Annotated in this window: 28 protein-coding genes and 1 pseudogene; 12 read left to right on the forward strand and 17 right to left on the reverse strand. The window is 66.6% G+C overall.

The genetic code is table 11. From position 1 onward, the window contains the following. The first annotated feature begins 196 nt into the window (after positions 1–196). From AB0N05_RS15175 to AB0N05_RS15185, 3 genes are all read left to right on the forward strand, one after another. A complete protein-coding gene (locus tag AB0N05_RS15175; protein ID WP_364693184.1) occupies positions 197–592 on the forward strand; it encodes a metalloregulator ArsR/SmtB family transcription factor in 396 nt (131 codons plus the stop codon). A gap of 2 nt (positions 593–594) precedes the next feature. After that, the gene (locus tag AB0N05_RS15180; RefSeq protein WP_364693186.1) at positions 595–1,008 is read left to right on the forward strand and encodes a Fur family transcriptional regulator; all 414 of its coding nucleotides are present in this window, start codon (positions 595–597) and stop codon (positions 1,006–1,008) included. A 173-nt stretch (positions 1,009–1,181) separates the two neighbouring features. Next, positions 1,182–1,799 carry a TetR/AcrR family transcriptional regulator gene (locus AB0N05_RS15185; protein WP_364693189.1) on the forward strand — a complete coding sequence of 206 codons (618 nt, stop codon included), beginning with the start codon at positions 1,182–1,184 and terminating at the stop codon, positions 1,797–1,799. An 87-nt stretch (positions 1,800–1,886) separates the two neighbouring features. Here the strand turns inward: AB0N05_RS15185 and AB0N05_RS15190 are convergent, their stop codons facing one another. The 3 genes from AB0N05_RS15190 to recO form a co-directional block, all read right to left on the reverse strand. After that, positions 1,887–2,291 (reverse strand): hypothetical protein, encoded by a 405-nt coding sequence (locus AB0N05_RS15190; RefSeq protein WP_364693192.1) that lies wholly within the window; start codon positions 2,289–2,291, stop codon positions 1,887–1,889. Then, complete coding sequence (locus AB0N05_RS15195) at positions 2,288–3,091, reverse strand: isoprenyl transferase (RefSeq protein WP_364694592.1); 804 nt, start codon at positions 3,089–3,091, stop codon at positions 2,288–2,290. Before AB0N05_RS15195 ends, AB0N05_RS15190 begins: the two co-directional genes overlap by 4 nt. Before the next feature lie 148 nt (positions 3,092–3,239). Next, positions 3,240–3,998 carry a DNA repair protein RecO gene (recO, locus tag AB0N05_RS15200; protein WP_364693195.1) on the reverse strand — a complete coding sequence of 253 codons (759 nt, stop codon included), beginning with the start codon at positions 3,996–3,998 and terminating at the stop codon, positions 3,240–3,242. Positions 3,999–4,418: 420 nt separating this feature from the next. On the opposite strand from recO, the gene AB0N05_RS15205 reads away from it, so the two are divergent. Further along, the gene (locus AB0N05_RS15205) at positions 4,419–5,837 is read left to right on the forward strand and encodes an amidase (protein WP_364693198.1); all 1,419 of its coding nucleotides are present in this window, start codon (positions 4,419–4,421) and stop codon (positions 5,835–5,837) included. A gap of 340 nt (positions 5,838–6,177) precedes the next feature. On the opposite strand, the gene AB0N05_RS15210 is transcribed toward AB0N05_RS15205, so the two are convergent. The 7 genes from AB0N05_RS15210 to AB0N05_RS15240 all read right to left on the reverse strand — a co-directional run bounded on the left by AB0N05_RS15210 (position 6,178) and on the right by AB0N05_RS15240 (position 11,973). Continuing rightward, positions 6,178–6,465, reverse strand: a complete 288-nt coding sequence (locus tag AB0N05_RS15210; protein WP_364693201.1) for a YggT family protein — start codon at positions 6,463–6,465, stop codon at positions 6,178–6,180. A gap of 110 nt (positions 6,466–6,575) precedes the next feature. Further along, entirely contained in the window at positions 6,576–7,529 is a 954-nt protein-coding gene (era, locus tag AB0N05_RS15215) for a GTPase Era (protein ID WP_364693204.1), read from the reverse strand. Beyond that, positions 7,526–7,936, reverse strand: a complete 411-nt coding sequence (locus tag AB0N05_RS15220) for a cytidine deaminase (protein WP_364693207.1) — start codon at positions 7,934–7,936, stop codon at positions 7,526–7,528. Before AB0N05_RS15220 ends, era begins: the two co-directional genes overlap by 4 nt. Beyond that, complete coding sequence (locus AB0N05_RS15225; protein WP_364693210.1) at positions 7,929–9,254, reverse strand: hemolysin family protein; 1,326 nt, start codon at positions 9,252–9,254, stop codon at positions 7,929–7,931. Before AB0N05_RS15225 ends, AB0N05_RS15220 begins: the two co-directional genes overlap by 8 nt. Further along, a complete protein-coding gene (gene ybeY, locus AB0N05_RS15230) occupies positions 9,251–9,805 on the reverse strand; it encodes an rRNA maturation RNase YbeY (protein WP_364693213.1) in 555 nt (184 codons plus the stop codon). Before ybeY ends, AB0N05_RS15225 begins: the two co-directional genes overlap by 4 nt. Positions 9,806–9,827: 22 nt before the next feature. After that, positions 9,828–10,889: a PhoH family protein gene (locus AB0N05_RS15235; protein WP_364694595.1), complete on the reverse strand. Its 1,062-nt coding sequence runs from the start codon at positions 10,887–10,889 to the stop codon at positions 9,828–9,830. A gap of 193 nt (positions 10,890–11,082) precedes the next feature. Then, a complete protein-coding gene (locus AB0N05_RS15240) occupies positions 11,083–11,973 on the reverse strand; it encodes a LysR family transcriptional regulator (RefSeq protein ID WP_364693216.1) in 891 nt (296 codons plus the stop codon). 105 nt (positions 11,974–12,078) lie between these two features. On the opposite strand from AB0N05_RS15240, the gene AB0N05_RS15245 reads away from it, so the two are divergent. Further along, positions 12,079–13,356: an MFS transporter gene (locus AB0N05_RS15245; protein WP_364693219.1), complete on the forward strand. Its 1,278-nt coding sequence runs from the start codon at positions 12,079–12,081 to the stop codon at positions 13,354–13,356. Here the strand turns inward: AB0N05_RS15245 and AB0N05_RS15250 are convergent. The 7 genes from AB0N05_RS15250 to AB0N05_RS15280 all read right to left on the reverse strand — a co-directional run bounded on the left by AB0N05_RS15250 (position 13,340) and on the right by AB0N05_RS15280 (position 20,104). Next, positions 13,340–14,080 carry a 16S rRNA (uracil(1498)-N(3))-methyltransferase gene (locus tag AB0N05_RS15250; RefSeq protein ID WP_364693222.1) on the reverse strand — a complete coding sequence of 247 codons (741 nt, stop codon included), beginning with the start codon at positions 14,078–14,080 and terminating at the stop codon, positions 13,340–13,342. The two genes, AB0N05_RS15245 and AB0N05_RS15250, sit on opposite strands and share 17 nt — an antisense overlap. 4 nt (positions 14,081–14,084) lie before the next feature. After that, positions 14,085–15,239: a molecular chaperone DnaJ gene (gene dnaJ, locus AB0N05_RS15255; protein ID WP_364693225.1), complete on the reverse strand. Its 1,155-nt coding sequence runs from the start codon at positions 15,237–15,239 to the stop codon at positions 14,085–14,087. 36 nt (positions 15,240–15,275) lie between these two features. Then, positions 15,276–16,316, reverse strand: a complete 1,041-nt coding sequence (gene hrcA / locus AB0N05_RS15260; RefSeq protein WP_364693228.1) for a heat-inducible transcriptional repressor HrcA — start codon at positions 16,314–16,316, stop codon at positions 15,276–15,278. A 152-nt stretch (positions 16,317–16,468) separates the two neighbouring features. Beyond that, a complete protein-coding gene (locus tag AB0N05_RS15265) occupies positions 16,469–17,035 on the reverse strand; it encodes a thioredoxin family protein (protein WP_364693230.1) in 567 nt (188 codons plus the stop codon). Positions 17,036–17,076: 41 nt separating this feature from the next. Further along, the gene (locus AB0N05_RS15270) at positions 17,077–18,222 is read right to left on the reverse strand and encodes an epoxide hydrolase family protein (protein ID WP_364693233.1); all 1,146 of its coding nucleotides are present in this window, start codon (positions 18,220–18,222) and stop codon (positions 17,077–17,079) included. Between the two features lie 137 nt (positions 18,223–18,359). Beyond that, complete coding sequence (gene hemW / locus AB0N05_RS15275; protein ID WP_364694598.1) at positions 18,360–19,544, reverse strand: radical SAM family heme chaperone HemW; 1,185 nt, start codon at positions 19,542–19,544, stop codon at positions 18,360–18,362. A 152-nt stretch (positions 19,545–19,696) separates the two neighbouring features. Continuing rightward, the gene (locus AB0N05_RS15280; protein ID WP_364693236.1) at positions 19,697–20,104 is read right to left on the reverse strand and encodes an SgcJ/EcaC family oxidoreductase; all 408 of its coding nucleotides are present in this window, start codon (positions 20,102–20,104) and stop codon (positions 19,697–19,699) included. Between the two features lie 174 nt (positions 20,105–20,278). Here AB0N05_RS15280 and AB0N05_RS15285 point away from each other — a divergent pair, with 174 nt between their 5' ends. The 7 genes and pseudogenes from AB0N05_RS15285 to AB0N05_RS15315 form a co-directional block, all read left to right on the forward strand. Beyond that, the gene (locus AB0N05_RS15285) at positions 20,279–20,371 is read left to right on the forward strand and encodes an Ms4527A family Cys-rich leader peptide (protein ID WP_354835468.1); all 93 of its coding nucleotides are present in this window, start codon (positions 20,279–20,281) and stop codon (positions 20,369–20,371) included. Positions 20,372–20,491: 120 nt separating this feature from the next. Then, positions 20,492–22,288, forward strand: a complete 1,797-nt coding sequence (locus AB0N05_RS15290) for a nitrite/sulfite reductase (RefSeq protein ID WP_364693239.1) — start codon at positions 20,492–20,494, stop codon at positions 22,286–22,288. A gap of 13 nt (positions 22,289–22,301) precedes the next feature. Continuing rightward, positions 22,302–23,012, forward strand: a complete 711-nt coding sequence (locus AB0N05_RS15295; protein WP_364693242.1) for a phosphoadenylyl-sulfate reductase — start codon at positions 22,302–22,304, stop codon at positions 23,010–23,012. Then, positions 23,009–23,947, forward strand: a complete 939-nt coding sequence (gene cysD / locus AB0N05_RS15300; protein ID WP_364693244.1) for a sulfate adenylyltransferase subunit CysD — start codon at positions 23,009–23,011, stop codon at positions 23,945–23,947. The genes AB0N05_RS15295 and cysD overlap by 4 nt, the downstream gene beginning before the upstream one ends. Then, on the forward strand, positions 23,947–25,245 hold the full coding sequence (locus tag AB0N05_RS15305; protein ID WP_364693247.1) for a GTP-binding protein: 1,299 nt from the start codon (positions 23,947–23,949) through the stop codon (positions 25,243–25,245). The genes cysD and AB0N05_RS15305 overlap by 1 nt, the downstream gene beginning before the upstream one ends. A 112-nt stretch (positions 25,246–25,357) precedes the next feature. Further along, positions 25,358–26,074 (forward strand): sirohydrochlorin chelatase, encoded by a 717-nt coding sequence (locus AB0N05_RS15310; protein WP_364694601.1) that lies wholly within the window; start codon positions 25,358–25,360, stop codon positions 26,072–26,074. A gap of 39 nt (positions 26,075–26,113) precedes the next feature. Beyond that, positions 26,114–26,266 (forward strand): annotated as a pseudogene (locus tag AB0N05_RS15315) (FAD-dependent oxidoreductase); the annotation flags it as partial. Between the last annotated feature and the right edge of the window lie 40 nt (positions 26,267–26,306).

Raw genomic sequence — 26,306 nt, forward strand, 5'->3', positions numbered from 1 at the left:
GCGAGCGGATTTTCACCCGGACCTGCCCGCGAGTGACTGCACTCACCGTGCCCGCTGCCGAGGCGGCGGACACGGCGGATAGCAGGGGGTTCGGGGGTGGAACCCCTGAGAGTTTCGAGAGTTGAGACGCGCCACATTTGACATGCGCAACTATGCATACAAAAATGGCATCGGTTTCCAATAAGGAGTTGGTTCGATGACCACGGACAGTGGTGCACCACTGCGGCGCTCCCATGTCGCGACGGAGGCCCCGACCGCGATCCCCCACGACCCGTACCCGTACCGGTCGCCCCTGCCACCCGCGGTGCCGTCGCGCACCATTCTCGATTCCGCCGGGGAGCTACTGCGCGCCCTCGCGGCGCCGGTACGCATCGCCATTGTGCTGCAACTGCGCGAATCGCCGCGCTGCGTGCACGAACTGGTCGACACCCTCGGGGTGACGCAACCGCTGATCAGCCAGCACCTGCGCATCCTCAAATCCGCGGGCGTGGTGCGGGGCGAGCGCACCGGCCGCGAAGTGATCTATGAACTCGTGGACGAACATCTGGCGCACATCGTCATCGACGCCGTGGCGCATGCCGAGGAGGGGTGACGGTGGGAACAACCGAGAAGACGGTCGGGGTGCGCAGCACCAGACAGCGCAGCGCCATCGCGGCCCTGCTCGCCGATATCGACGAATTCCGCTCCGCGCAGGAACTGCACGACGAGCTTCGCAAACGGGGTGAGGGGATCGGGCTGACCACGGTCTACCGCACCCTGCAATCCCTCGCCGACGCGGGCCTGGTCGACGTATTACGCACGGACTCAGGCGAATCCGTGTACCGCCAGTGCTCCTCCGGCCACCACCATCACCTGGTGTGCCGCCACTGCGGACGAACCGTCGAGGTCGAAGGACCGACCGTGGAAGCCTGGGCCGACGCCATCGCGGCAGAGCACGGATTCACCGAGATCAGCCACACCATGGAGATCTTCGGCACCTGCCGGGCCTGCGCCAACGGCAAGGCCTGACACCCCCCGGCGAAAATCAGTGCGCCCCTTGCGATGACCGCAAGGGGCGCACTGCGTTTCGGGAGTGATCCTTACGCTGCGAGAAAAGCGAAGGTTCGTTCTTTTTGTTGGGGACAACCCTGACATCGAGCTGTCAGCTAGTCAAGAACGGATATTCGTTTTACTTTGAGGTCATGCCAAGAGTCAGCGAGGAACACCTGGAACGCCGCAGGCAGCAGATCCTCGACGCTGCGCAAACGTGCTTCGCCCGCAAGGGCCTTCACACCACCACCATGCAGGACGTCTTCGCCGAATCAGGCCTGTCCGCAGGCGCCGTCTACCGCTACTTCAAGAGCAAGGACCACCTCATCGCGGCCCTCACCACCGAGGCCACCGTCGACCTGCACGCCGCCATGAGCGAGGCCGTCTACAGCGACCCCCTCCCCACTCCCCCGGAACTCATGCACACCGTCGCGGAGGCCGTGGTCCGGCTCAGCACCCCGGGCGGAGCCGTCCGCCTCATCCCGCAAGCCTGGTCGCTCGCCCTCACCGACCCCAATATCGCCGACTACGTCCGCACCAATATGGCGGGCGTCCGCAAACTCTGGTTCGACTACACCCGCCGCATGGTCGACATCGGCTGGCTCCCACCGGATGCCGATACCGACGCCGTCGCCAAGACTCTGCTGGGCTTGCTCCCCGGCTTCATCCTGCAATACCTGATCATGGGCGACGTCGACCCCGAAACCCTCACTCACGGAGTCGAACAGCTCTTCCCGACCTTCCGCCACACCGCCGTCGCCCCCGGCTGATGCGGCACCGACGAGGGCAACAAGCCCTGGCGGCGCGCTGAATCCCGCGATGAGCAAGGCCCACAGCAGGATTCAGCTGAATGCGAGTCAGGGCAGCAAGCCCTGGCGGGCGCGACCCGCACCGGACAGGACCAGCAGAAGCATGGTCGCGAGAGCCTCGTCGTCCAGGCCCGCGGCCGGGAAGGTGTAGCGGAGCATCACATCGGCCAGCTTGTCCTGGTTGATGACGGTGATGGAGCCGAACTGGAGGGCGGCATTGCGTTCGGCCACCCGCTTGTGGAGCTGCGGCTTCATCGGGCGGTCCCAGGCCAGAACGCAGGTCAAGGTCAGAACATCCAGGCCGGGGGCGAGATTCACGGCACGGAGCGAGCAGAGCGCCCCGTCGAATTCGAAGCCGAGGCCGGTGTCCTCGACTCGGACGGCCACGTCATAGCGCGTCAGGCAGGCACCGGCGCGGGCCTGGAGTTCCTCGGCGGAGGTCAGGTCGCTCATTTCACCGCACCGAATCGACGGTCGCGCTTGGCGTATTCGAGGCAGGCATCCCACAGGTTGCGGCGGTCGAAATCGGGGAAAAGCGTTTCCTGGAACACGAATTCGGCGTACGCGGACTGCCACATGAGGAAGTTCGAGGTGCGGAACTCACCAGACGGGCGCAGGAACAGATCCACATCGGGCATGTCCGGCTCGTCCAGGTACTTGGCCACGGTCGCCTCGGTGACTTTCTCCGGGTCGATCTCCCCTGCGGCCACGCGACGCGCGATTTCCCTTGCCGCATCGGCGATCTCGGCGCGGCCACCGTAGTTGACACACATGGTGAGCGTCATCACCGTATTGTCCTGGGTGAGCTCCTCCGCGATCTCCAATTCCTTGATCACGCTGCGCCACAAGCGCGGTCGCCGCCCGGCCCAGCGCACCCGCACACCCATCTCGTGCATCTCATCGCGGCGGCGGCGGATCACATCGCGATTGAAGCCCATCAGGAAGCGCACCTCATCCGGGCTGCGCCGCCAATTCTCGGTCGAGAACGCATACGCCGACAGCCACTTCACGCCGATCTCGATGCAGCCCTCGACGGTATCCATGAGCACCGCCTCACCGCGCTCATGCCCCGCGGTCCGCGGCAGCCCCTGCTCCTGCGCCCACCGCCCATTCCCATCCATCACGAGCGCCACATGCTTGGGCACGAACTCGAGCGGAATCGCCGGCGGCGTCGCCCCCGACGGATGCGGCGAAGGCGGCCGAACCGAGCGCTGGGCCGTCGAAGGTTTGCGGTTACCGATCACGCCCACCATCCTGCCCGACGCCCCCAACCCCCCGACGCCACCCACCGCATTCCCACACTCTCTCCCCAAAACCCGCACACCGAAGCGCCGAGGGAGCTCTGGTGGTGGGGAAATCGGACAAATTCCTCCACCAGTGTTCCCTCACCACTTCAGGAGATCAGCCTGCGACGGCGGACTCGTGGGGGCGGGTGCGCTCGATCAAAGGGAGAGTGCGGAGTTGGCGTTCGAGGTGCCATTGGAGGTGGGCGGCGATGAGGCCGCTGGCTTGGCGGCGCATCGGGTCGGGGATCTCGTGCATGCCGGACCAATCCCCTCGGTTGAGGGCGCTCATGTGCTCTAGGACGCCCAGGGAGGGGGTGGCCGCGCCCGGGGGACGACAGTGAACGCAGACCGCGCCACCCGCGGCCACATGGAAGGCGCGGTGCGGGCCGGGAGTGGCGCAGCGGGCGCAGTCGTCCAGGGCCGGAGCCCAACCGGCGAAACCCATGGCGCGCAGCAGGAATGCGTCGAGGATCAGTTCGTGAGGCCGCTGGCCGAGCGCGATCGCCCGCAGCGCGCCCGCGGTAAGGGTATGCAGGCGGGGCGCGGGGGCACGCTCCTCACCGGCTAGGCGTTCCGCGGTCTCCAGCACAGCGCAGGCGGTGGTGTATCGGCCATAATCCGCGACGATATCGGCGGCGAAGGTCTCCACGGTGTGCACCTGGGTAACGGTGTCGAGATTGCGGCCCGGATGCAGCTGCACATCGATATAAGCGAACGGCTCCAACCGCGCCCCGAACTTGGACCGCGTCCGCCGCACTCCCCTGGCGACCGCCCGAACCAGCCCGTGCTGCCGAGTCAATAGCGTGACAATGCGATCGGCCTCGCCCAGCTTGTGCTGGCGCAGCACAACCGCGTGATCCCGATACAAACGCACCGCAACAGTCTCGCACGCGAGACCGACCGAGCGGCGACGAGTCGCCGGGCGTGTGCGGGATCGCGCCGATATCTCGCGCCAGCCGTCCGCGCTAGGAAACTCGCGGGCTTGTCGTACGCGGAGACCCGCGACGAGGTGCCACGCCTGGTTCAAGCCCGGCCTCGCCGGGACGCCCGGACAGGGTGCGTCCAAGCGCTGGATCGAGGCGGGTCGAGGCGGGTCGAAGCGCTGCACGATCGCCTCGGAAAGTTTGGTACGGGCGCGGATGTCGGGAACTCCCGGTGGTCGGCATCCGATCGCCCGTCTGTACAGCACCGGGATTGCAGTAGCCCTCAGCATATCGAGAGGGCTGGACAGACATTGGACGTGTGACCAGAATCGCGATACGTTTTTCGCTCACGGCTGGGAGACGGGATTCACATGACGATGGCGTCGGTTGGCGAACTCGGGCTGGCGGAGCTGGCGGCGGCACTGGCCAAGGGCGCGGTCACCTCGGTGGAGGCGACCGGGGCGGTGCTCGATCGGATCGAGGGCAGTCAGGGGCGGCTGAATGCGTTTCGGGTCGTGCGGCGGGAGGCGGCGCTGGCCGAGGCCGCCGAGGCGGACCGGAAACTTGCTGCGGGAGAACGGACCCCGCTGCTCGGGGTGCCGCTGGCCATCAAGGATGACACCGATATCGCCGGTAGCCCTACGGCTTTCGGATGCGGTGGGGACTTTCCCGCGAAAACCGAAGACGCGGAATCGGTTCGGCGGTTGCGTGCATCCGGTGCGGTGATCGTCGGGAAGACCAATACGTGTGAGCTCGGGCAGCTGCCGTTCACCAGCGGTGACGCGTTCGGGCATACCCGCAATCCGTGGAGTGAGGGGCATACTCCCGGCGGTTCGTCGGGTGGGTCGGCGGCGGCGGTCGCGGCCGGATTGGTGCCTGCCGCACTGGGTTCCGATGGGGCAGGGTCGGTGCGCATCCCGGCGGCGTGGAACAACCTGGTCGGGATCAAGCCGCAGCGCGGGCGGATTTCCACCTGGCCGCTACCGGAGGCGTTCCACGGACTCACCGTGAACGGCCCGCTCGCCCGCACCGTCGCCGATGCCGCACTGCTCCTCGATGCCGCCGCCGGACCGCACGAGGGCGATCTGCACACCCCGCCCGCAGTGCGCGTCTCCGATGCCGTGGGCCGCGATCCCGGGCGGCTGCGCATCGCACTGTCACTGCGAATCCCCTTCACCGCCACCAAGACCGCGCTCGATCGCGAGGTCGAAGCCAATGTGCACGCGATGGCGAACACCCTCCGCCGTCTCGGCCACGAGGTGGTCATCGCCGATGTCCACTACGGCGTCATGATGGGCGCGACCTTCCTGCCGCGCTCCATGGTCGGCATCCATGAAGCGATGGCGCGCTTCCCCGGCGCGGTCGTGGACCCGCGCACCGACCACAATGCCCTCGTAGGCCGAATCCTCTCCCCATTGCTGTTCGCCGCCCGCCGCGCAGAACCCTTGCTGCGCATGCGAATCGGCCGCATGTTCAATGATTTCGACCTGGTCCTGGCCCCCACCACCGCCACCCCTCCCCCGGGCGTCCACGAAATCGACGGCATAGGCTCCTGGGCCACAGACGAACTCATCACCGCCGCCTGCCCCTACACCTGGCCCTGGAACGTCCTGGGCTGGCCCGCTGTCAATGTCCCCGCAGGTTTCACCGCCACCGGCCTCCCCGTCGGCGCCCAACTGATGGGCCCCGCCAACTCCGAACCCCTCCTGGTCTCGGTCGCCGCCCAACTCGAATCCGAACTGAAGTGGCAAGCACACCGCCCCACCGACTGGTGGAGCCAACCCGCCTGATCGAACCCGCCGTGCACTCGGGTCACAGGTGGCGACATACTTTCGCCCCAGCTGCGGCGTGCGCGGCTGGGGCCCAGAGGTCGCCGATGCTTCCCCCAGCTGCGGTATGTGCGGCCGGGGCTCAGAGGTGGCGACATACTTTCGCCCCAGCTGCGGCGTGCGCGGCTGGGGCGATAGATGGCCGCCGTAGCAGCCCCCGACGGGGTTCTGCTGCGGCTGGGTGTTGCGCGGCCGGAGGGTTCAGGCGGTCCGGCCGGGGCCGCGACGAACAGTGAGCTGGCCCACATTCGTCAACCCACCATAGCCCTCAACTATTTCCGTGGGCCAGGTGAGAGCAGGGTCAGGATGCCGCCATGGCGAAGAAGACGCTGCGCAGCACCAACGCGAGGATGAAGACCACTGTGAAGGCCAAGTCGATGGATAGACCGCCCGTACGGATGGGCGGCAGGACTCGGCGGACCGGGGCCAGGAGGGGTTCGGTCCAGCGGTAGGTGAGGGCGCGGCCCTTGCCTACCCAGGGGGCGGGGTCGGTGCTCAGGGTGCCGATCCAATCCAGCACCATGCGGGCCAGCAGCACCAGGATGAGCACCGTCAGCGCCCATCCGAGCAGTAATCCGATCAGGCTCATGTCGAACTCCTTCGTGGTGGCCGAGCGGCCGTCCTACTGATCTCAACGTGGCCGATCGCGGGTAAGTGTCGCTTTTGTACGGTTCTCAGTCGACTATCAGAAGCCGCGCGTCAGAATCCGAGCTTGCCGAGCTGCTTCGGATCGCGCTGCCAGTCCTTGAGCACCTTCACATGCAGGTGCAGGTAGATCCGCACACCCAGAATGTGCTCGATCTGCTTGCGGGCATTCGTGCCGACCTCCTTGAGCCTGGCACCGCCCTTGCCGATGATGATGGCCTTCTGACTGGGCCGTTCGACATAGAGCAGGGCATGCACGTCGAGCATGTCGCGCGCGGACTTCGGGTCCTTCATCCCGGCCTCGAGCTCCTCATCCTCGGAACGCTCGAGCACCTCCTCGATGACGACGGCGAGCGAGTGCGGCAGCTCATCGCGCACACCCTCCAGCGCGGCCTCGCGAATGAGCTCGGCCATGAGGGTTTCCTCGGGCTCGTCGGTCAGCTCGCCATCGGGGTAGAAGGCCGGGCCCTCCGGCATTTTCGAGGCGATGACATCGATCAGCGTCTCGACCTGCTCGCCCTTGACGGCCGAAACCGGCACGATGTCCGCCTCGGGTCCGAGCAGCTCGGACACCGCCATGAGCTGATGCGCGATCGCGTCGCGGCTCACCTTGTCGATCTTGGTGACCACGCCCAGGAGGGTGGTCTTGGGAGCCATCGTCCGAATCTGCTCCACGATCCAGCGGTCACCGGGGCCGATCTTCTCGTCCGCCGGAATGCAGATCGCGATGACGTCGACCTCGGAATAGGTATCGCGCACCAGGTCATTGAGCCGCTGCCCCAGCAAGGTGCGCGGCCGGTGCAGACCGGGCGTATCCACCAGGATCAGCTGCGTGTGCTCACGATGCACGATGCCGCGAATGGTGTGCCGCGTCGTCTGCGGGCGCGAGGAGGTGATGGCGATCTTCTGACCCACCAGCGCATTGGTGAGCGTGGACTTGCCGGTATTCGGCCGTCCCACGAAACATACGAAGCCCGAACGGAATTCGCCATTATTCTTGCCGCTCACTCGAATACCTCCGACTCGGTTTCCAGATCGAACCCCTCGGGAATACCCGGGCGGGTAGCGGGATCACCCTCCACCTGCGGGTCGAGCACCTCGAATACGGCGCCCTTGGCATCGGCGAAAACGATTCGCGCCGAAGCGGTTACTTCACGAACAGCCGAGACACCGAGATCGGAGAAACGCCCCGCGACCACGACGGCGGCCTCGAATCCCTCTGCGCCACTGGAGATGGCGGCCGCCACCGCGGCCTGCAAAGCGGTCAGCTCCAGCGCGGCGAGAGCCACCTCGCCGGCCGCGTAGGTGCGTCCATCCGTATCGCGCACCGCCGCACCGCCATTGCCACCCGTGCGGCCCATGGCCCCACGCGCGAGGACAAGCAGCTTATTGTCCTCGGCATCCAGTTCAGTCATCGGTCTCTCCATCCTCGTATGCACCGCTGCCCGGCTCATGTTCCGCCGGTTCGGTTTTCGTCTTGTCGGACGCCCGACGCACCACGACCGTATGCACCCGCACCCGGCCACGCGCGTCGGCACCGCCCTCCCCCTTCAATTGCAGACCGTGGACCACGGCCTTGGAGCCCGGCAGCGGCACGCGCCCCAGCGCGTGCGCGAGCAGGCCGCCGACCGTGTCGACGTCCTCCTCCTCGATCTCGATGCCGAACAGGTCGCCGAGGTCCTCGACCGGAAGTCGCGCCGAGACACGGTATTTGCCGTGCCCGATATCCTCGACCGGGGCGATCTCGTCCTTGTCGTACTCGTCGGCGATCTCACCGACGATCTCCTCCAGCACATCCTCGATGGTGACCAGACCGGCGATCCCGCCGTACTCGTCCACCAGCACCGCCATATGGTTGCGGCGGCGCTGCATTTCGTCGAGCAGGGCATCGAGGGGCTTGGAGTCGGGCATGAACACGGCCGGGCGCATGGCATCGCGCACATGCACCTTCTTGCTCCGATCCGCGTACGACACCAGGTCTTTCAGGTAGACGACGCCGAGAATGTCATCGACGTTCTCCCCCACCACCGGAATTCGCGAATGCCCGGACCGCACCGCCAGCGACATGGCTTGCGCCGCAGTCTTATCCGCCTCGATCCACACCATCTCGGTGCGCGGCACCATGACCGCGCGCGCGGCCGTCTCGCCGAGTTCGAACACCGACTGGATCATGCGGCGTTCCTCATCGTCCACCACGCCGCGCTCACCGGCGAGATCCACGACCTCACGCAGCTCGATCTCGGAGGCGAAGGGGCCGTTGCGAAATCCCTTACCCGGGGTGATCGCATTACCGATCAGGATCAGCAGGCGGCTGATCGGACCCAGCAGCGTGCCGATCGCCTGCAGCGGCAACGAGGCGCCCAGCGCCAGCGAATACGCGTGCTGACGGCCCAAAGTGCGCGGCCCGACACCGATCACGAGGTAGTCCACCAGCACCATCACCGCGGCGGTGATGATCAGGGCCTGCCCCTCGCTGAGCCAGTCCATGAGCACGGCCGCCAGCAGCACCGTCGCGGTGATCTCACACGTAAGGCGCAGCAGCACCATGAGATTCACGTACCGCGGCCGGTCGGCGATGATGCGCGCCAGCCGTGCCGCGCCGGTGCGGTCGGCCCGCACCATATCGTCCACACGCGCCGGGGAAATGGTGTTCAGCGCCGAATCCAATGCCGCGAAAACTCCGCCCGCGGGCACCAGCACAATCGCCAGAAGTAGTAGGACTATCGAATTCACGCCGGATCCAGTGGATCACCGGATTCGGTGAAACCTGTCTTGCCCAGCAGTCGCCGATCCCGTTCGGCGAGTTCGGCCCGCCGCTGCGCCTCGCGCAGGCTCTCGTACCAGCCCTCCAGCAGCGAGGCCTGGAGCGCGAACATCTCCTTCTCCTCCTCCGGCTCGGCATGGTCGTAGCCGAGCAGGTGCAGGACGCCGTGCACGGTCAGCAGAGCCAGCTCGTGGTCCATGGAGTGGCCGGCCTTCTCGGCCTGCTGCGCCGCGAACTCGGGGCAGAGCACGATATCGCCGAGCATGGAGGGGCCGGGCTCGGCGGCATCGGGCCGCCCGCCCGGCTCCAGCTCATCCATGGGGAAGGACATGACGTCGGTCGGACCCGGCAGGTCCATCCAGCGCATGTGCAGGTCCGCCATGGTGTCGAGATCGACGAGCACCATCGACAGCTCGGCCGCCGGGTGCACATCCATCTGGCCGATCGCGAAACGCGCGACACTGACCAGCTCTTCTTCGGATACCTCAATACCCGATTCGTTCGCGATCTCGATACTCACGCGCTAAGGGTATCGGCCGAGTTCAGCGGCGCCCCGTCCGGCTCGCGGCACGCCGCTCCGCGCGGTTGCCCGGATAGTGCGCCGCCACCTGCGGGCGGGTGTCGTTCTCGTAGCGGTCGTAGGCGTCCACGATCTCGCCGACCAGCCGATGCCGCACCACATCCGCGCTGGTGAGCTCGGAAATATTGATGTCGTCGATATCGGTGAGGATCTCCGTCGCCGCCCGCAGGCCCGAACGCGCACCGGACGGCAGGTCGACCTGGCTGACATCGCCGGTCACCACCATCTTGGAGCCGAAACCCAGGCGGGTGAGGAACATCTTCATCTGCTCGGCCGTGGTGTTCTGCGCCTCGTCGAGAATGATGAACGCGTCGTTCAGGCTGCGGCCACGCATGTACGCCAGCGGCGCGACCTCGATGACGCCCGCGGCCATGAGCTTGGGAATGGCCTCGGGATCCATCATGTCGTGCAGGGCGTCGTAGAGCGGACGCAGATACGGGTCGATCTTCTCGTTCAGCGTGCCGGGCAGGAAGCCGAGCCGCTCACCGGCCTCGACGGCGGGACGGGTCAGGATGATGCGGGTGACCTGCTTGGTCTGCAGGGCCTGCACCGCCTTCGCCATGGCCAGATACGTCTTGCCGGTACCCGCCGGGCCGATGCCGAACACGATGGTGTGCTTGTCGATGGCATCGACATAGCGCTTCTGATTGAGCGTCTTGGGCCGGATAGTCTTGCCGCGCCGGGACAGGATGTCCAGGCTCAGCACCTCCGCCGGGGAGTCCGAGGAACCCTCGGTGAGCATCGAATAGGTGTGCCGCACAGCCTCCGGGCTGACCACCCGATTGCGCGCCGTCAATGCGACCAGTTGCGCCACAACGCGTTCCGCGAGAGCGACATCCGCGGGCTTGCCGGTGAGTGTGACGGTATTGCCGCGCACATGAATGTCGGCAATGAGCAGTCGCTCGAGTTCACGCAGGTTCTCATCCGCCGAACCCAGGAATCCGAACACCGACTCGGGTGCCAATTCGATACTGGAACGAACGGTCCGACCCGCCGGTCCGGACCCATCTGTACCGGCTCCGATGCCGACAAGGGGTGTGTTCTGGTCGCCGATTTCGCCTGGTGTTCTCAAAAGTGGCTATAGCCTGCTTCCCGGTCTCGAGCGGTGCTTCGTTGATGAAAGTTTAACGCCGCACACCGACACCGCCCAGTGAATAGATCGCTACCGGCAGGGGTGACGCGAGACCGCCGCACCCTCGCGGCCTGGGCGTTACCGCTCACGGGGCGGAATGGGCACGGTCGAGGGCGAAGTCGCGGAAGCGGCGGACCGCCTCGGAGGGGACCGCGGAGGCGGACCAAATCAGGCCTACCTCGCGAATCGCGCCCGGATCGGACAGCGGGACCAGCACCGGAGCGGGCACCGGGCCGCGAACCGGTGGTTCGTCCATGTGGAGCAGGGCTACTCCCAAACCCGCCGCGACCAACCCCGCGACGGTGACCAGGTCGCTCGATTCGAAGGCGATGCGCGGGCGGAAATCGGCTGCGGCACAGAGGTCATCGAAGATGCGACGCATCCCGAAACCCGGATGCATGACGATGAAGTCCGCGTCGGAGACCTCGGCCAGGCGAATCTGGCGGCGGGCCGCGAGGCGGTGATCCGCGGGAACCGCCAAGGCCAGGCGCTGCCGCTGCAGGGTGCGCCAGCCCAGGCCGGGGACAGCGGGTTTGGGCGACACCAGGCCCAGGTCCGCGCCGCCGTCGAGCACTCTCGCCTCGACCGATTCGGCCGCCTCCTGAGTGAGGGTGAACGTGATGTGGCCGGATCCGCGACGAAATCCCGCGATCAGCTCGGGCACTATGCGAGCACCGAAGGAGTGCAGGAATGACAGGCGCACAACACCTTTGGCGGGATTCGCGAGATCGGCCAGTTCGCGCGCGGCGGCATCGAGTTCGGCCTGCGCCCGCCGCGTGTGCTCGTAGTAGACGCGCCCGAAGTCATTGAGGGCCAGCCGTTTCCCATGTCGGTCGAACAACTGCACCCCGAGCCGCCGTTCCAGCCGGGCCAGCATGCGCGACAACGTCGGCTGAGTCAGATGCAGCCGCTCGGCGGCCGCGCCGACCCGTTCCAGTTCGGCAAGGGTGATGAACCAGTGAAGCCCGTCACTCATCCGCTCCGACCTCCCGCCCGATAGCTCAGCTAATGCCGTCGCTGCATGAACAAGGCAATTATGATGCATTTCCTTTCGGAAGTAATACCCGCCCATGCTGAGCCGGTGACCATCGAAGCCACCCCGGCCCACGCCACCGGCGTCTCGCCCGGCATTGCGAGCGTCCATGCCGACACGACGGCACATGAACGACGAATCAGACTGGCCCTGTTCGCGGCCGGGCTGACCACCTTCGCCTCGATGTACAGCGCGCAGGCCCTACTGCCCGCACTGTCCACGGAATTCGGAGCCACCCCCGCGCAGGCGGCCCTGGCCGTCTCCCTGACCACCGGATTGCTTGCGCTGACAGTCGTTCCGGTGAGCGTGCTGTCCGGACGATTCGGCCGCACCCGGGTAATGATCACCTCGGCCCTGACATCCGCGGCGATCGGGCTGCTGCTGCCCTTCAGCCCGAACCTGGAGGTGCTGCTCGTCGGTCGTGCAGTGCAAGGGATGGCGCTGGCGGGCGTCCCCGCGGTGGCGATGGCCTATCTGGCCGAGGAGATCGGCGGCAAGGGTCTCGGCGCGGCAATGGGCGTCTACGTGTCGGGCACGAGCATGGGAGGCCTTGCGGGACGGCTACTTCCGGCGCTCACCCTGGAATTCGCCTCCTGGCGCTGGGGTGCCGCGGTGGTCGGTACGGCAGCCGCACTGTGCACGATCTGGTTCGTCCGCTACCTCCCGCCCTCACGCCGATTCGTCGCCCACACCCTCGACATCCGTTCGGTGGCAAGCGATCTGGCCGGGCATCTGAGCAACCGCACCCTGCTACCACTGTTCGGCCTGGCCTTCGTCCTGATGGGCGGCTTCGTCGCGATCTACAACTTCCTGGGCTTCCGTCTCATCGCGGAACCGTTCGGATTGTCCGCCGCCGCAGCAGGTTCGGTATTCGTCATGTACCTGGCAGGCACCGCCTCATCCACGATCGCGGGCCGCTTGGCCGACCGCGTGGGCCGCATCCGGGTAATGACGGTCTCGCTCCTGACCATGGCCATCGGCCTCGCCTGCACTGTCCCCGACTACCTCCCCACCCTCCTGATCGGCGTATTGCTCTGGACCGCAGGCTTCTTCGGCGTCCACTCGGTCGCCAGCGGCTGGGTCGGAGCAGCCGCCACCGGCAACCGAGCCGCCGCCTCTTCCCTCTACCTCTTCGCCTACTACCTCGGCAGTTCCGTCCTGGGCTGGCTCGGCGGCATCGCCTACGGCCCCCACGGCTGGCCCGCCCTGGCCGCCTACGTCGCCACCCTGGCTGGCGCGGCCGCATTACTCGTCACACACCTGCACCGCTCCGAAACTCGCGCACGGACGGCGCAGATGCCCCCTGTGGCTACCACCGTGGGGTGAGAGCGCCCAGGGCACCCAGGGCGACGGCTGCGGCGGTGGAGGTGCGCAGGACCGTCGGGCCGAGGAGGACGATTTCCGCGCCCGCCTCTTCGAGGGACTTCAGTTCGGAATCGTCGAGGCCGCCTTCGGGGCCGACGATGAGAACGACTTCCGGGACTCCATCGAAGGAGAGTTCCGTAAAGCGGGAGCCACCCGACTCGTGCAGAGCCGCCACGATCGCGCCGTTGGCTTTCGCCGTGCGGACCAGGTCGAGAAGGTCACGCGTGCTGTGCAACTCGCCCACATCCGGGATATAGGCGCGGCGGGATTGGCGGGCCGCTTGGCGAGCGGCGGCGATCCATTTGTCGACGCCCTTGCGGGCCTTGCCTTCCCAGTTGGCTACGCAGCGCGAGGCCTGCCACGGGACGATGGCGTCCGCGCCCGCCTCCGTCATGAGTTCGATCGCGAGTTCGGAGCGGTCGTTCTTGGGGAGGGCTTGGACCACCGTCACCTGCGGCGTTACCGGGTCGGCGAGGCGGCGGGAGAGGACCTTCAGTTCGAGGCGGTCCTTTTGGGCCGCTGTCACTTCCGAGTCGGCGAGAACCCCGTGGCCGTCGGAGAGGGTGATGGGCTCTCCGACCCGGGTGCGGCGGACGGTGGCGGCGTGACGGCCCTCGGGGCCGTCCAGGACCGCGGTCGCACCCGGTTCGGGGATGTCGTCGAGGTAGAAGACGGTGGCGGCCAAGTGCTCAGCGTCCGCTGAAGGAGGCTCGCAGACGGGCGAACAGGCCACTGTTGTGCTCGGACTGGGCCGAGAGCACTTCGGTGCGTTCGGTGCCGCGCAGGGTCTTGTATTTGCGCAGCAGGTCGGTCTGCTTGGCGTCCAGCTTGGTCGGGATCACGATGTCCAGGTGGGCGATCAGATCGCCGCGGGAGTTGACGCGCAGCTTGGGCATACCGTGGCCGCGCAGCACCTCCACCTCGCCGGGCTGGGTGCCCGCGGGGATGTTCAGCTCGACCGGGCCGTCGAGGATGGTGTCGACGACCACGGTGGTGCCGAGGGCGGCATCCACGATCGGCACCCGGATGGTGCAGTGCAGGTCGTCGCCGTCGCGCACGAAGGTGTCGTGCGGTTGTTCGACGATCTCGACGTAGAGGTCACCGGCGGGGCCGCCGCCGGGGCCGACCTCACCCTGGGCCGCGAGGCGCACCCGCATGCCGCTGGCCACACCGGCCGGAATCGGCGCGGCGATCTCGCGACGCGACCGCACCCGGCCGTCACCACCGCACTTGCGGCAGGGATCGGGGATGGTCTCGCCCGCGCCACGGCAGGTGGGGCAGGGCCGCGAGGTCATGACCTGGCCGAGGAAGGAACGCTGCACGGTCTGCACTTCGCCTGCGCCGCCGCAGGTTTCGCAGCGGACCGGCTTGGAGTTGCCGTTCGTGCCCGCGCCCTGGCAGAGGTCGCAGAGGATGGCGGTGTCGACGGTCAGATGCTTGGTGACGCCGACCGCGCACTCCTGCAGCGACAGCCGGGTGCGCAGCAGCGAGTCCGCGCCGGGCTGCACCCGTCCGCGCGGCTTGCGGGGGTTGCCGCCGCCGCTCATGCCGCCGAAGAACGCCTCGAACACGTCCCCGAGCCCGCCGAACCCGGCACCCGAGAAGCCGCCGCCCGGGCCGCCGCCGGATTCGAGCGGGTCGCCGCCGAGGTCGACGATGCGCCGCTTCTCCGGATCCGACAGCACCTCATAGGCGCTCGACACCTCCCGGAAGCGCTCTTGCGCCTCCGGTTCCGGGTTCACGTCAGGATGCAGTTCACGCGCCAGCTTGCGATAGGCGCGCTTGATCTCCTGGTCGGTCGCGTTCTGTGCGACGCCGAGCAGTCCGTAATAGTCCCGTGCCACGTGCGCTCTCTAGTCCTGTTTCGTCTCGCCGCTTGCTCACCGTTCGGCGAGCACCTCACCGATGTATCGGGCGACCGCCGCCACCGAGGCAATGGTCCCCGGGTAGTCCATGCGGGTCGGGCCCAGCACCCCCATACCTCCGAGAACGGTACCGGGCATCCCGTAGCCGGTGGAAACCACCGCCGTTCCACGCATCTGTTCGACCTTCGTTTCCTCCCCGATCTGGACGGTGACGGTGCCGGGAAGCTGCGATGCGGCCAGCAATTTCAGCACGATGACCTGCTCTTCCAGGGCTTCGAGGACTGAACGAAGGGAGCCGGGGAATCCGTTCCCGGCAAAGTCTGCGGCATTGCGTGTGAGATTCGCCGTACCGCCGAGCACGAGTCGTTCCTCCGGATGCTCGACGAGGGTTTCCACGAGCACGGTCGACACCCGGATGAGGACATCCCGCAGCCGCGCGGGCGAATGCTCGGGCAGTTCCGCGACGGAGGCCGAAGCCAGGGCGAGCCGCTTACCCTCCATGGCCTTGCCGACCATGGCGCGCAGCACCGAGAGGTCTTCCTCATTGACGACATTGCCCAGATCGACCAGGCGCTGATCGACTCGGCCGGTATCGGTGATGACGACCAGCAGCAGCCGCGCGGGATTGAGCGCGACCACCTCGATATGCCGCACGGTCGAGGCCGACACCGTCGGGTACTGCACCATGGCGACCTGCCGGGTCAGCTGCGCCAGCAGCCGCACGCCGCGGCGCAGCACATCGTCGAGGTCGACACCGCTCTCCAGGAAGTCCATGATGGCCCGCCGCTCCGCATTCGACAGCGGCTTGACCTCGGAGATGTGATCGACGAACTGCCGGTAGCCCTTATCGGTCGGGATCCGCCCGGAGCTGGTGTGCGGCTGCGCGATATAGCCTTCGGCCTCCAGCACCGCCATGTCATTGCGGACGGTCGCACTGGAGACGCCCAGATTGTGCCGTTCCACGAGAGTTTTGGATCCGATCGGCTCTTTGGTCGCGATGTAGTCCGCGACGATCGCCCGCAGGACCTCCAGCCGCCGTTGCTCAGTGCTCGACATCGGCCCCACCTCCTCGCTCGCCTTCAGGTAGCCGATCCCGAGTTTGCGGCACAGCGGTGACCATGCGGATTCCCGGGATATCCGAGACCCAGTTTAGTTGCCCGTTGGCAAATTGCCTGCGCGCCCGGCTTCACCTGCCCGACGGCGGCTTGTCACCTCGGTTCGCTACCCGGCTTCCACTTGATGCCGCAGCCGATGCTGGGAGTGTGCGGTTCGGGGACGGGGCGACCGGCGAGCACCAGTTCGAAGGCGGCGCGCAGGGTCGCGCCATCGACCGGCTTGGCGTTGCCGGGGCGGGCGGCATCGAATTCGCCGCGATAGGCGAGGCGGCGGTCGGCGTCATACAGGAACAGGTCAGGGGTGCAGGCCGCGTGATACGCGCGGGCGACGTCCTGGGATTCGTCGATGAGATATGGGAATTCGAATCGGGCGCGCCGCGCCTGCTGCCGCAGATGTTCGGCATCATCGTCGGGATAGTTGCCGATGTCATTGCTACAGATGGCGAGCGAGGCCAAACCCTGCGACCGCAGTTCCGCCGTGACCGCGCCCAGCCCGCGCTCTACGTGCCGCACATACGGGCAGTGATTGGACAGGAACATCACCAGCAGCGCCGGTTCGCCGCCGAAACTGTCGAGGGACACCTTCTCGCCGCCGACCGAGGGCAGCGTGAATTCCGGTGCGGGCGTGCCGAGTTGAACCATGAACGATTCGAGTGCCATGCCTCGATTCTGCGCCGCCCGACCGGTCTTCGCAGGCGGCCTCAGCCGAGTTCGTGGAAGAAGGCGCGAATATCGGCGACCAGCAGGTCGGGGGTCTGCATGGCGGCGAAGTGGCCGCCGCGGTCGAATTCGGTCCAGCGGACGATGGTGTGGAGCTGTTCGGCGTAGCGGCGGATGGCCGGATCGGCGGGGAAGTTCGCGACCGCCGTGGGGGTGCTCGACAGAATGGGCTGATTGTTGGAGTGCAGGGATTCGTAGTACATCTGCGCCGAGGAGCTGCCGGTATTGGTGAACCAGTAGATCGAGATATCGGCGAGCATGTGATCGCGGTCCACCCGGTCCTCGAGCGAGGAACCCTCGTTGCCGGTCCAGTCGTGGAATTTCTCCACGATCCAAGCCAATTGGCCCGCGGGGGAATCGGCGAGCGAGAAGCCGAGGGTGTGCGGGCGGGTGCCCTGGATCTGGAAGTAGCCGCTGCCATCGGAGAGGAAGGCGGCCAGCAGGTCGAGCTTGGATCGCTCCAGATCGGTGAGGGTTTCGGCGACCTCGTCGGGGACGGGGCCGTACGGGATGAAGCCCATGGTGGCGGCGTTCACGTGCACACCGATCACATGATCGGTATCGACGCGCGCCATATCCGGGCCGATGAACGCGCCGAAGTCGCCGCCCTGCACGGCATATCGCGGATAGCCCAGCCGCACCATGAGTTCCACATAGGCGCGGGCGGTGCGATCGCTGTCCCAGCCCGCATGCGGCGCGGGTCCGGAGAACCCGAAGTTGGGATGCGAGGGAATGATCAGATGGAAGGCCGGTCCGCCATCCTCCGGATCGGTGAGCGGTTCGATGACGTCGATGAACTCGAGCACGGACCCCGGCCAGCCGTGCAGCATGATCATCGGTGTCGCATCGGATCGGCGAGATCGTATGTGCAGGAAGTGAACTCGCGCACCATCGATGACGGTGGTGTACTGCGGATAGGCATTGAGCCGCTTCTCCCAGCTCCGCCAGTCGAAGCGCTCGGCCCAGTACCCGGCCAGCTCTCGCAGATAGTCCAGCGGCACACCACGATTCCAGCCCACTCCGGGAACCTGTGCGGGCCAGCGTGTTTCATTCAAACGTTTGCGCAGGTCATTCAATTGTGCCTGCGGAATATCGACCTGGAACGGGACGATGTCATCGTCGAACATGACGATTCCTCACGACCTGAGCGCCCGGCGGCGGCTCGTTTCGGCTATACGTTGGAGCGTAGGCCCCACCATTGGCCGCGTACCCGATTTACCGGAATCGACGCAGATGCGTCAGCTGGGCCGAGCGAGTCGGTCGCTCAGGTGAGCAGAGTGCGAACCACACCATCCGCGAGCAGCCGCCCGCGATCGGTCAGCACGAGGTGGTCGGCCCGAAGCTCGGCCAGACCGTCGGCGATCACGCCCTCGGCAGCCACTCGACCACTCGCATCAAGATCAGCCATCGGCATTCCCGTGCGCAGCCGAGCGGTCAGCATCACCCGCTCGGTGTAGCGCTCCTCATCGGTGAGCGCCTCCCACCCAGCGGCAGGCAGCCCACCCAACGCGACCCGATCCGCATAGCGCGCAGGATGTTTGACGTTCCACCACCGCACACCGCCGACATGACTGTGCGCGCCCGGACCGGCACCGAGCCAGTCGCCGCCATCCCAGTAACCGAGATTGTGACGGCACCGCGCACTGTCATTCGCGGCCCAGTTGGAGACCTCATACCAACTCAACCCGGCCGCTTCCAACCGAGAATCAATGCGCTCATACCGAGCGGCCAGCACGTCATCATCCGGCGCGGGCAGCTCGCCTCGGCGCACCCGCCGAGCAAGGGCGGTGCCGTCCTCGACAATCAGCGAGTACGCGGACACATGATCGACGCCCGCCGCGAGCACAGCATCCAAACTGGCATCCAGATCGGCGTCGGTCTCCCCCGGCGTCCCATAGATCAAATCCAAATTGACGTGCTCGAACCCGGCAGCCCGAGCCTCCTGCGCGGCCGCCACGGCCCGCCCCGGCGTATGCGTCCGATCCAGCACCTTCAACACATGCGCGGCCGCCGACTGCATCCCCAGCGAAACCCGCGTGAATCCCCCCTCGAGCAGCCGCTCGAAGAATGCGGGCGAAGTCGATTCCGGATTCGACTCGGTGGTCACCTCGGCCCCGGGAGCCAGCGTGAAGTTGTCCCGGATCGCGCTCATCACCTCCGCGAGCCCATCCCCACCCAGCAGCGAGGGCGTACCCCCACCCACGAACACCGTCTCCACCGCCGGAGTCGAACTCGGGAATCCCGCGAATTGCTCAGCCGCAGTAGCCAATTCCCCCTTCAGCGCCTCCAACCAAGACTGCGGCGAAGCAGAAGTCCCCAGTTCCCCGGCCGTATACGTATTGAAGTCGCAATACCCACACCGAGTAGCACAGAACGGCACGTGAACATAGATCCCGAACGCCCCACCCCCGAAGTCGCGCAGCACCGGCACGAGCGAATCGTCGCCTATCGGAGCGGTCGCACTGGTCGAAGTCGAAGCGGTCGAAGTCACCCCACCAGTGTGACCGGTCGCCCAGCTCACACCGCACGCGCCCGCCCATCCGCCCGCACTCGCAGGAGTGACCGGACGCACCGGTCACCTCCCACGCACGGCGGTCTTCGTCAGTGGTCGACAACCGGAGTGTTCTGGCAGAAGGTGAGTTGCCAGCGGCCGTCTTCCTTGGTCATGCCGTAGAGAGGCGAGCCTTCGGCTTGCTTTTCGCCAGCATGATTGAAGTACGTCTGGCGAACCTTGACGGCGGCCACGTCGGGGCGGATGAAGCGGATGAAGAACGGCTCATAGGTGGCGTAGCCGTCCTTGGTCGCGCCGGGCAGGACCGCGCGGGTGAACTCCGAGATCTCGTCGCGGCCATTGAGGAATTTGCCGCCTCCGGTGGTCCAGATGGCGTCGGGGTGGAAGAGGGCGAGGAAGGCGTCGGAGTCTTCGGCGCGCTGGGCGGCTTGGACCGCGGCCACGACGGCGTGGATTGCGGCGGTTTCGGCGGTGGCGTCGAGGTCTGCTGTTGTCATGACTCAACCTTGAAACCTCTAGGGCGGTACAGGTCAACCGTCCAGGGTCCATAACGACCTGATCTATGACACCTGTCACAAATGGGGTCGGCTATCCAGGGGATTTCCCTCAAAAGTGCGGAAAATATCGACGGGCGGTCGGAACGACCCCGTTGACGTGGCACAATAAGCTTCATGACTGGACTTGGAGTACGACTCGTGGCGCGGCGCCACGTCGACTTCAAGCGTGTTTGCAGCGCGAGCTGTCTGCCGGGAAGCCTCCGGTAGATCGGCTCCCATTCTCTCCGGACTCGGCGTCTTTTCGTGACGCCTGGGACCGATTCGCTGATATCGGAGGCGTGAGTCAGCCCCTCCCGCCTGCCCGCAAGACCTTCAGGAGCGACCCCAATGACGTCGAGCACCGACGCCGGTCCCAATAGTTCCGAAAACGTTCGTCCCGCACGGCCTGAGCGCCCTGTGGCCGAGCGTCGGGTGCGTCCGGATCGTCCGCATTCGGATGCTCCCGTCGCGCCGCGTGAGCGCACCGGCAAGCCCGTCAAGCGCAAGTCGGAGGGGCAGTGGGCGCTCGGCTACCGCGAGCCGCTGAACCCGAACGAGCAGAACAAGAAGGACGACAATCCCCTCAACGTTCGCGCGCGCATCGAGAACATCTACTCGAAGCAGGGTTTCGACTCCATCGACAAGAGCGATCTGCGCGGCCGTATGCGCTGGTGGGGCCTCTACACCCAGCGCGAGCAGGGCTACGACGGCACCTGGACCGGCGACGAGAACATCGACATTCTCGAGGCCAAGTACTTCATGATGCGAGTGCGCTGCGACGCGGGCGCGCTCAATGTGAACCAGCTGCGCACCCTCGGCCAGATCTCCACCGAGTTCGGCCGCGACACCGCGGACCTGTCCGACCGCGAGAACGTGCAGTACCACTGGATCGAAATCGAGAACGTGCCGGAGATCTGGCGGCGGCTCGAAGCGGTCGGTCTCCAGACCACCGAGGCGTGCGGCGATTGCCCGCGCGTGGTGCTCGGTTCGCCGCTCGCCGGTGAGTCGTTCGGCGAGGTCCTGGACCCGACCCCGGCCATCGACGAGATCGTCAAGCGCTACATCGGCAAGAAGGAATACTCCAACCTGCCGCGCAAGTTCAAGACCGCCATCTCCGGTCAGCAGGACGTGGTGCACGAGATCAACGACATCGCCTTCGTCGGCGTCGAGCATCCCGAGCACGGCCCCGGCCTGGACGTGTGGGTCGGCGGCGGCCTGTCCACCAATCCGATGCTGGCCCAGCGACTCGGCGCATGGGTGCCGCTGGACGAGGTACCGGATGTGTGGGAAGCCGTCGTCTCGCTGTACCGCGATTACGGCTACCGCCGCCTGCGCACCAAGGCGCGGATCAAGTTCCTGGTCAAGGACTGGGGTATCGAGAAGTTCCGCGAGGTGCTCGAGACCGAGTACCTCAAGCGCAAACTGATCGACGGTCCCGCGCCGGAGAAGCCGGAGCGCCCGATCGACCACATCGGTGTGCAGAAGCTGCGCAATGGACTGAACGCCATCGGCTTCTCCCCCATTGCCGGTCGCGTCTCGGGCACCATCCTGCAGAAGGTCGCCGACGCGGTGGAATCCATTGGCTCCGACCGGGTTCGGTTCACGCCGTACCAGAAGCTCATCGTCCTCGACGTGCCCGACGACAAGGTCGAATGGCTGATCGAGGAACTGAAGCCGCTGGGCCTGCACGGCCGTCCGTCGCATTGGCGGCGAAACCTCCTCGCCTGCAGCGGTATCGAGTTCTGCAAGCTGTCGTTCACCGAGACCCGCAAGCGGTCCCAGGTGCTGGCTCCCGAGCTGGAGACCCGGCTCGCCGATATCAATGCCGACCTGGATGTTCCGATCACCGTGAACATCAATGGCTGCCCGAACTCTTGCGGCCGTTCGCAGATCGCGGATATCGGCTTCAAGGGCATGCTCGTCGACGACGGCGAGGGGAATCAGATCGAGGGCTTCCAGGTTCACCTCGGAGGCAGTCTCGGGCTCGACAGCGGCTTCGGCCGCAAGCTGCGCCAGCACAAGGTGACCAGCACCGAGCTCGGCGACTACATCGAGCGCGTGGTGCGCAACTTCGTCAAGAACCGTGATGCGGGTGAACGTTTCGCGGTCTGGGCCGTTCGCGCCGACGAAGACGACCTGCGGTAGTTGGGAGACATCAATGACTACAACGAAACTCGCTGAAGCCGACCTCCGGGCGCTGGCGGAAAAGGGCGCGGCCGAACTGGGCCCCAACGCCACCGCGCAGGAACTGTTGCAGTGGACCGAGGACAACTTCGGTACCGGCTACATCGTCGCCTCCAACATGCAGGACGCCGTACTGGTCGAGCTCGCCGCGAAAGTGCATGCGGGCGTGGATGTGCTGTTCCTGGACACCGGCTACCACTTCGCCGAAACCATCGGCACCCGTGACGCGGTGGAGCTGGTCTACGGCGTGAACATCGTCAATGTGCAGCCGGAAAACACTGTGGGCGAACAGGATCAGTTGCTCGGCAAGGACCTGTTCGCCCGCGACGCCGCCGAATGCTGCCGCCTGCGCAAGGTGGTCCCGCTGACCAAGTCCTTGAAGGGCTACAACGCCTGGGTCACCGGCATCCGCCGCGTCGAATCCCCCACCCGCGCCAACGCGCCCCTCATCTCCTATGACGAGGCCTTCGGCCTGGTGAAGATCAACCCGATCGCCGCCTGGTCCGACGAAGACATGGCCGAGTACATCGAAGCCAACGGCATCCTCGTCAATCCTCTTGTTGAGGAGGGATATCCGTCCATCGGTTGCGCCCCGTGCACACGGAAGCCGGAACCGGGATCCGATCCGCGAAGCGGCCGCTGGGCCGGCCTCGCCAAGACCGAATGCGGGTTGCACGCCTCATGACCACAATCGACACCGACGCCGAGTTCGACTCGCTCGCCCTCGAGGACTTCGACACGCTCGCCGCGCTGGAGAGCGAATCCATCCATATCTTCCGCGAGGTAGCGGGCGAGTTCGAGCGGCCGGTGATCCTGTTCTCCGGCGGCAAGGACTCCACCGTGCTGCTGCACCTGGCGCTCAAGGCCTTCTGGCCCGCGCCGCTGCCGTTCACGCTGCTGCACGTGGACACCGGGCACAATCTGCCCGAGGTCCTCGAATTCCGCGACAAGATCGTCGAGAAGTACGGGCTGCGCCTGCACGTCGCCTCGGTCGAGGAATACCTCGCCGACGGGCGGCTGACCGAGCGCCCGGACGGCATCCGCAACCCGTTGCAGACCGTTCCGCTGCTGGACTCCATCAATGAGAACCGCTTCGACGCGGTCTTCGGTGGCGGCCGCCGCGACGAGGAGCGTTCGCGCGCCAAGGAGCGCATCTTCTCGCTGCGTGACGCCTTCGGTCGCTGGGATCCCAAGCGGCAGCGGCCCGAGCTGTGGAACCTGTACAACGGCAAGCACGCTCCGGGTGAGCATGTGCGCGTGTTCCCGATCTCCAACTGGACCGAGCTGGATATCTGGCGGTACATCGCCCGCGAGGACATCGAACTGGCGAGCATCTACTACGCCCATGAGCGCCCGGTGTACCAGCGCGACGGCATGTGGATGACGCCCGGCTCCTGGGGCGGGCCCGCCGACAATGAGGAAATGTCGGTCAAGTCGGTGCGCTACCGCACCGTCGGCGACGGATCCACCACCGGCGCAATTCTTTCCGATGCGGCCGACAACGAGGCGATTCTCGCCGAGGTGGCGGCGTCTCGGCTGACCGAACGTGGCGCGACCCGCGGAGACGACCGTGTCTCCGAGGCCGCCATGGAAGACCGCAAGCGAGAGGGTTACTTCTGATGTCCGACCTACTGAGACTGGCCACCGCCGGCAGCGTCGACGACGGCAAGTCCACTCTGGTCGGACGCCTGCTGTACGACACCAAATCCGTTCTTGCCGACCAGATCGACGCGGTCACCCGCGCCTCGGTCGACAAGGGCCTGTCCACTCCGGACCTGTCGCTGCTGGTCGATGGCCTGCGCGCCGAGCGCGAGCAGGGCATCACCATCGACGTGGCGTACCGCTACTTCGCCACGCCCGCACGGTCTTTCGTGCTCGCCGACACCCCCGGGCATGTGCAGTACACCCGGAACACGGTGTCCGGCGCGTCCACCGCGCAGCTGGTGATCCTGCTCGTGGATGCCCGCAAGGGTGTCATCGAGCAGACCCGCCGGCACGCCGCCGTGATGGCGCTGCTGGGTGTGCCGAAGCTGGTGCTGGCCGTGAACAAGATCGACCTGGTCGATGACCCGGCCGGTGTGTTCGAGCGCATCGTCACCGAATTCTCCGGTCTCACAGCCAAACTCGGCTGGGCTCCCGAGGATGTCGTGGAGATCCCGGTCTCCGCGCTGCACGGTGACAATGTCGCCTCGCGTTCGGAGAACACCCCGTACTACACCGGCCCCTCGCTCATCGAGCACCTGGAATCGGTGCCGGTGGACGCGGATGCCCGCCGCCACGATGTCGGCCTGCGCTTCCCCGTGCAGTACGTGATCCGCCCCCGCACCGCCGAATACCCGGACTACCGGGGTTATGCGGGCCAGGTCGCCGCCGGTGTGGTCACCAAGGGTGATGAGGTCGTGGTGCTGCCGTCCGGCACCCGCACCACCGTCGAGCGCATCGACACCCCCAATGGCGAACTGCTTTCCGCGCAGCCCGGCCGCAGCGTCACCCTGATCCTGGCCGACGATGTGGACGTCTCCCGTGGCGACACCATCGCCGCCGCGGCCAATGCCCCCGAGCCGATCGAGTCCTTCGACGCGACCATCTGCTGGCTCGGCGACAAGCCGCTGCGCCCCGGTGCCCGCCTGCTCCTCAAGCACGGCACCCGCACCACCCAGGCCATTGTCGGCACCCTCCTGGAGCGCTTCGACGAACAGCACCTGGCCGCGGACCCCGACCCGGAGTCCCTGTCCCTCAATGACATCGGCCGCATCTCCATCCGGGTCGCCGACCCGATCGTGGCCGACGACTACAGCGTCAACCGCCAGACCGGCAGCTTCCTACTCATCGACCCCGCGGGCGGCAACACCCTCGCCGCAGGCCTGGTCGGCGACGCCCTGACCAAGGTCGAGGTCGGCACCGCGGCCGGAGCCTGATATGAGTTCGCCCGCCGCCCGCACCGTCTCGGCCATCCGGCCGGATGGCGCGGGCCGCGCGGCGCTCATAGCCGTCGCGCACGGCAGCCGCGACCCCCGCTCGGCCGCAACCATGCACGCCGTGGTCGAGCAGATCGCCACCGCCCGACCGGATCTCGACGTACGCCTGGCCTTCCTTGATCTGAACGCGCCGTCGGTGGACCAGATAGTGGATGCCGTTGCCGCCGACGGCTATTCACACGCCGTCGTAGTTCCCCTCCTCCTGGGCAGCGCCTTCCACGCCCGCGTAGACCTACCCGGCATGCTGGCCGCCGCCCGCACCCGCAACCCGCGCCTGCAACTGACCCAGGCCAACGTGCTCGGCCCCGATTCCCGACTCTTGCTGGCGCTTCAAGATCGCGTACTGGAGGCCGTCGCCGCCGTATCCTCCGATCACCGGAATGCGCTGCCCGACAGAGCATTCGCCCGCCACAGCGAGCGAATCGGCATCGCCGTGGCAGCAGTCGGCTCCTCCTCGCCCACCGCGAACGCCCGCACCGCCCAGGTGGCCCACCGTCTATCCGCAATCACCGGCTGGCCCACCGAAATCTGCTTCGCCACCACGACACCAACCGTCACCGAAGCAATCTCCACCCTCCACACCCGCGGCGCAGACCGAGTCCTGATCGCCCCCTGGTTCCTGGCCCCCGGCCTACTCACCGACCGCCTCATGACAGCGGCCCCGAACCTGTTGCACGCCAACACCATCGGCCCCCACCCCCTCCTCGCCGATGTGGTCCTCGACCGCTACACCGCCGCCATTGCGCAGCCCCTGGAACTGTCCGCCTAACCAAAGGCCCCAACACGCTCACCGACCATCGTCGAGTGCTCCACGGTTCCTACCGCCGAATTCGGCGTGCCCGAACTGGCCGCCCGGAGCGGGCCAAACAACGACACTTTGGGCCGTCTGCTTACCGACGAGACATTGACCAGCGTCAACGATGCGCGCATCGTCGCGCCCGGTGTCACAGCGGCGGTTTCGCTGCCGACACCGTAGGCGCGGGTTCACCCCGAACTGCTGC

Source organism: Nocardia sp. NPDC051030, from assembly GCF_040683015.1.
GTDB lineage: Bacteria > Actinomycetota > Actinomycetes > Mycobacteriales > Mycobacteriaceae > Nocardia.

What these genes read in the sequence shown, in the direction of transcription:
- AB0N05_RS15205 (WP_364693198.1), top strand. Translation starts at nt 4,419, where the DNA reads ATGACGATGGCGTCGGTTGGCGAACTCGGGCTGGCGGAGCTGGCGGCG.
- AB0N05_RS15290 (WP_364693239.1), top strand. Translation starts at nt 20,492, where the DNA reads ATGACGTCGAGCACCGACGCCGGTCCCAATAGTTCCGAAAACGTTCGT.
- AB0N05_RS15240 (WP_364693216.1), bottom strand. Translation starts at nt 11,973, where the DNA reads ATGAGTGACGGGCTTCACTGGTTCATCACCCTTGCCGAACTGGAACGG.
- AB0N05_RS15195 (WP_364694592.1), bottom strand. Translation starts at nt 3,091, where the DNA reads ATGGTGGGCGTGATCGGTAACCGCAAACCTTCGACGGCCCAGCGCTCG.
- AB0N05_RS15280 (WP_364693236.1), bottom strand. Translation starts at nt 20,104, where the DNA reads ATGACAACAGCAGACCTCGACGCCACCGCCGAAACCGCCGCAATCCAC.
- cysD (WP_364693244.1), top strand. Translation starts at nt 23,009, where the DNA reads ATGACCACAATCGACACCGACGCCGAGTTCGACTCGCTCGCCCTCGAG.
- AB0N05_RS15185 (WP_364693189.1), top strand. Translation starts at nt 1,182, where the DNA reads ATGCCAAGAGTCAGCGAGGAACACCTGGAACGCCGCAGGCAGCAGATC.
- AB0N05_RS15295 (WP_364693242.1), top strand. Translation starts at nt 22,302, where the DNA reads ATGACTACAACGAAACTCGCTGAAGCCGACCTCCGGGCGCTGGCGGAA.
- AB0N05_RS15265 (WP_364693230.1), bottom strand. Translation starts at nt 17,035, where the DNA reads ATGGCACTCGAATCGTTCATGGTTCAACTCGGCACGCCCGCACCGGAA.
- AB0N05_RS15210 (WP_364693201.1), bottom strand. Translation starts at nt 6,465, where the DNA reads ATGAGCCTGATCGGATTACTGCTCGGATGGGCGCTGACGGTGCTCATC.
- AB0N05_RS15190 (WP_364693192.1), bottom strand. Translation starts at nt 2,291, where the DNA reads ATGAGCGACCTGACCTCCGCCGAGGAACTCCAGGCCCGCGCCGGTGCC.
- AB0N05_RS15220 (WP_364693207.1), bottom strand. Translation starts at nt 7,936, where the DNA reads ATGACTGAACTGGATGCCGAGGACAATAAGCTGCTTGTCCTCGCGCGT.
- AB0N05_RS15175 (WP_364693184.1), top strand. Translation starts at nt 197, where the DNA reads ATGACCACGGACAGTGGTGCACCACTGCGGCGCTCCCATGTCGCGACG.
- hrcA (WP_364693228.1), bottom strand. Translation starts at nt 16,316, where the DNA reads ATGTCGAGCACTGAGCAACGGCGGCTGGAGGTCCTGCGGGCGATCGTC.
- AB0N05_RS15270 (WP_364693233.1), bottom strand. Translation starts at nt 18,222, where the DNA reads ATGTTCGACGATGACATCGTCCCGTTCCAGGTCGATATTCCGCAGGCA.
- AB0N05_RS15310 (WP_364694601.1), top strand. Translation starts at nt 25,358, where the DNA reads ATGCACGCCGTGGTCGAGCAGATCGCCACCGCCCGACCGGATCTCGAC.
- AB0N05_RS15305 (WP_364693247.1), top strand. Translation starts at nt 23,947, where the DNA reads ATGTCCGACCTACTGAGACTGGCCACCGCCGGCAGCGTCGACGACGGC.
- AB0N05_RS15285 (WP_354835468.1), top strand. Translation starts at nt 20,279, where the DNA reads ATGACTGGACTTGGAGTACGACTCGTGGCGCGGCGCCACGTCGACTTC.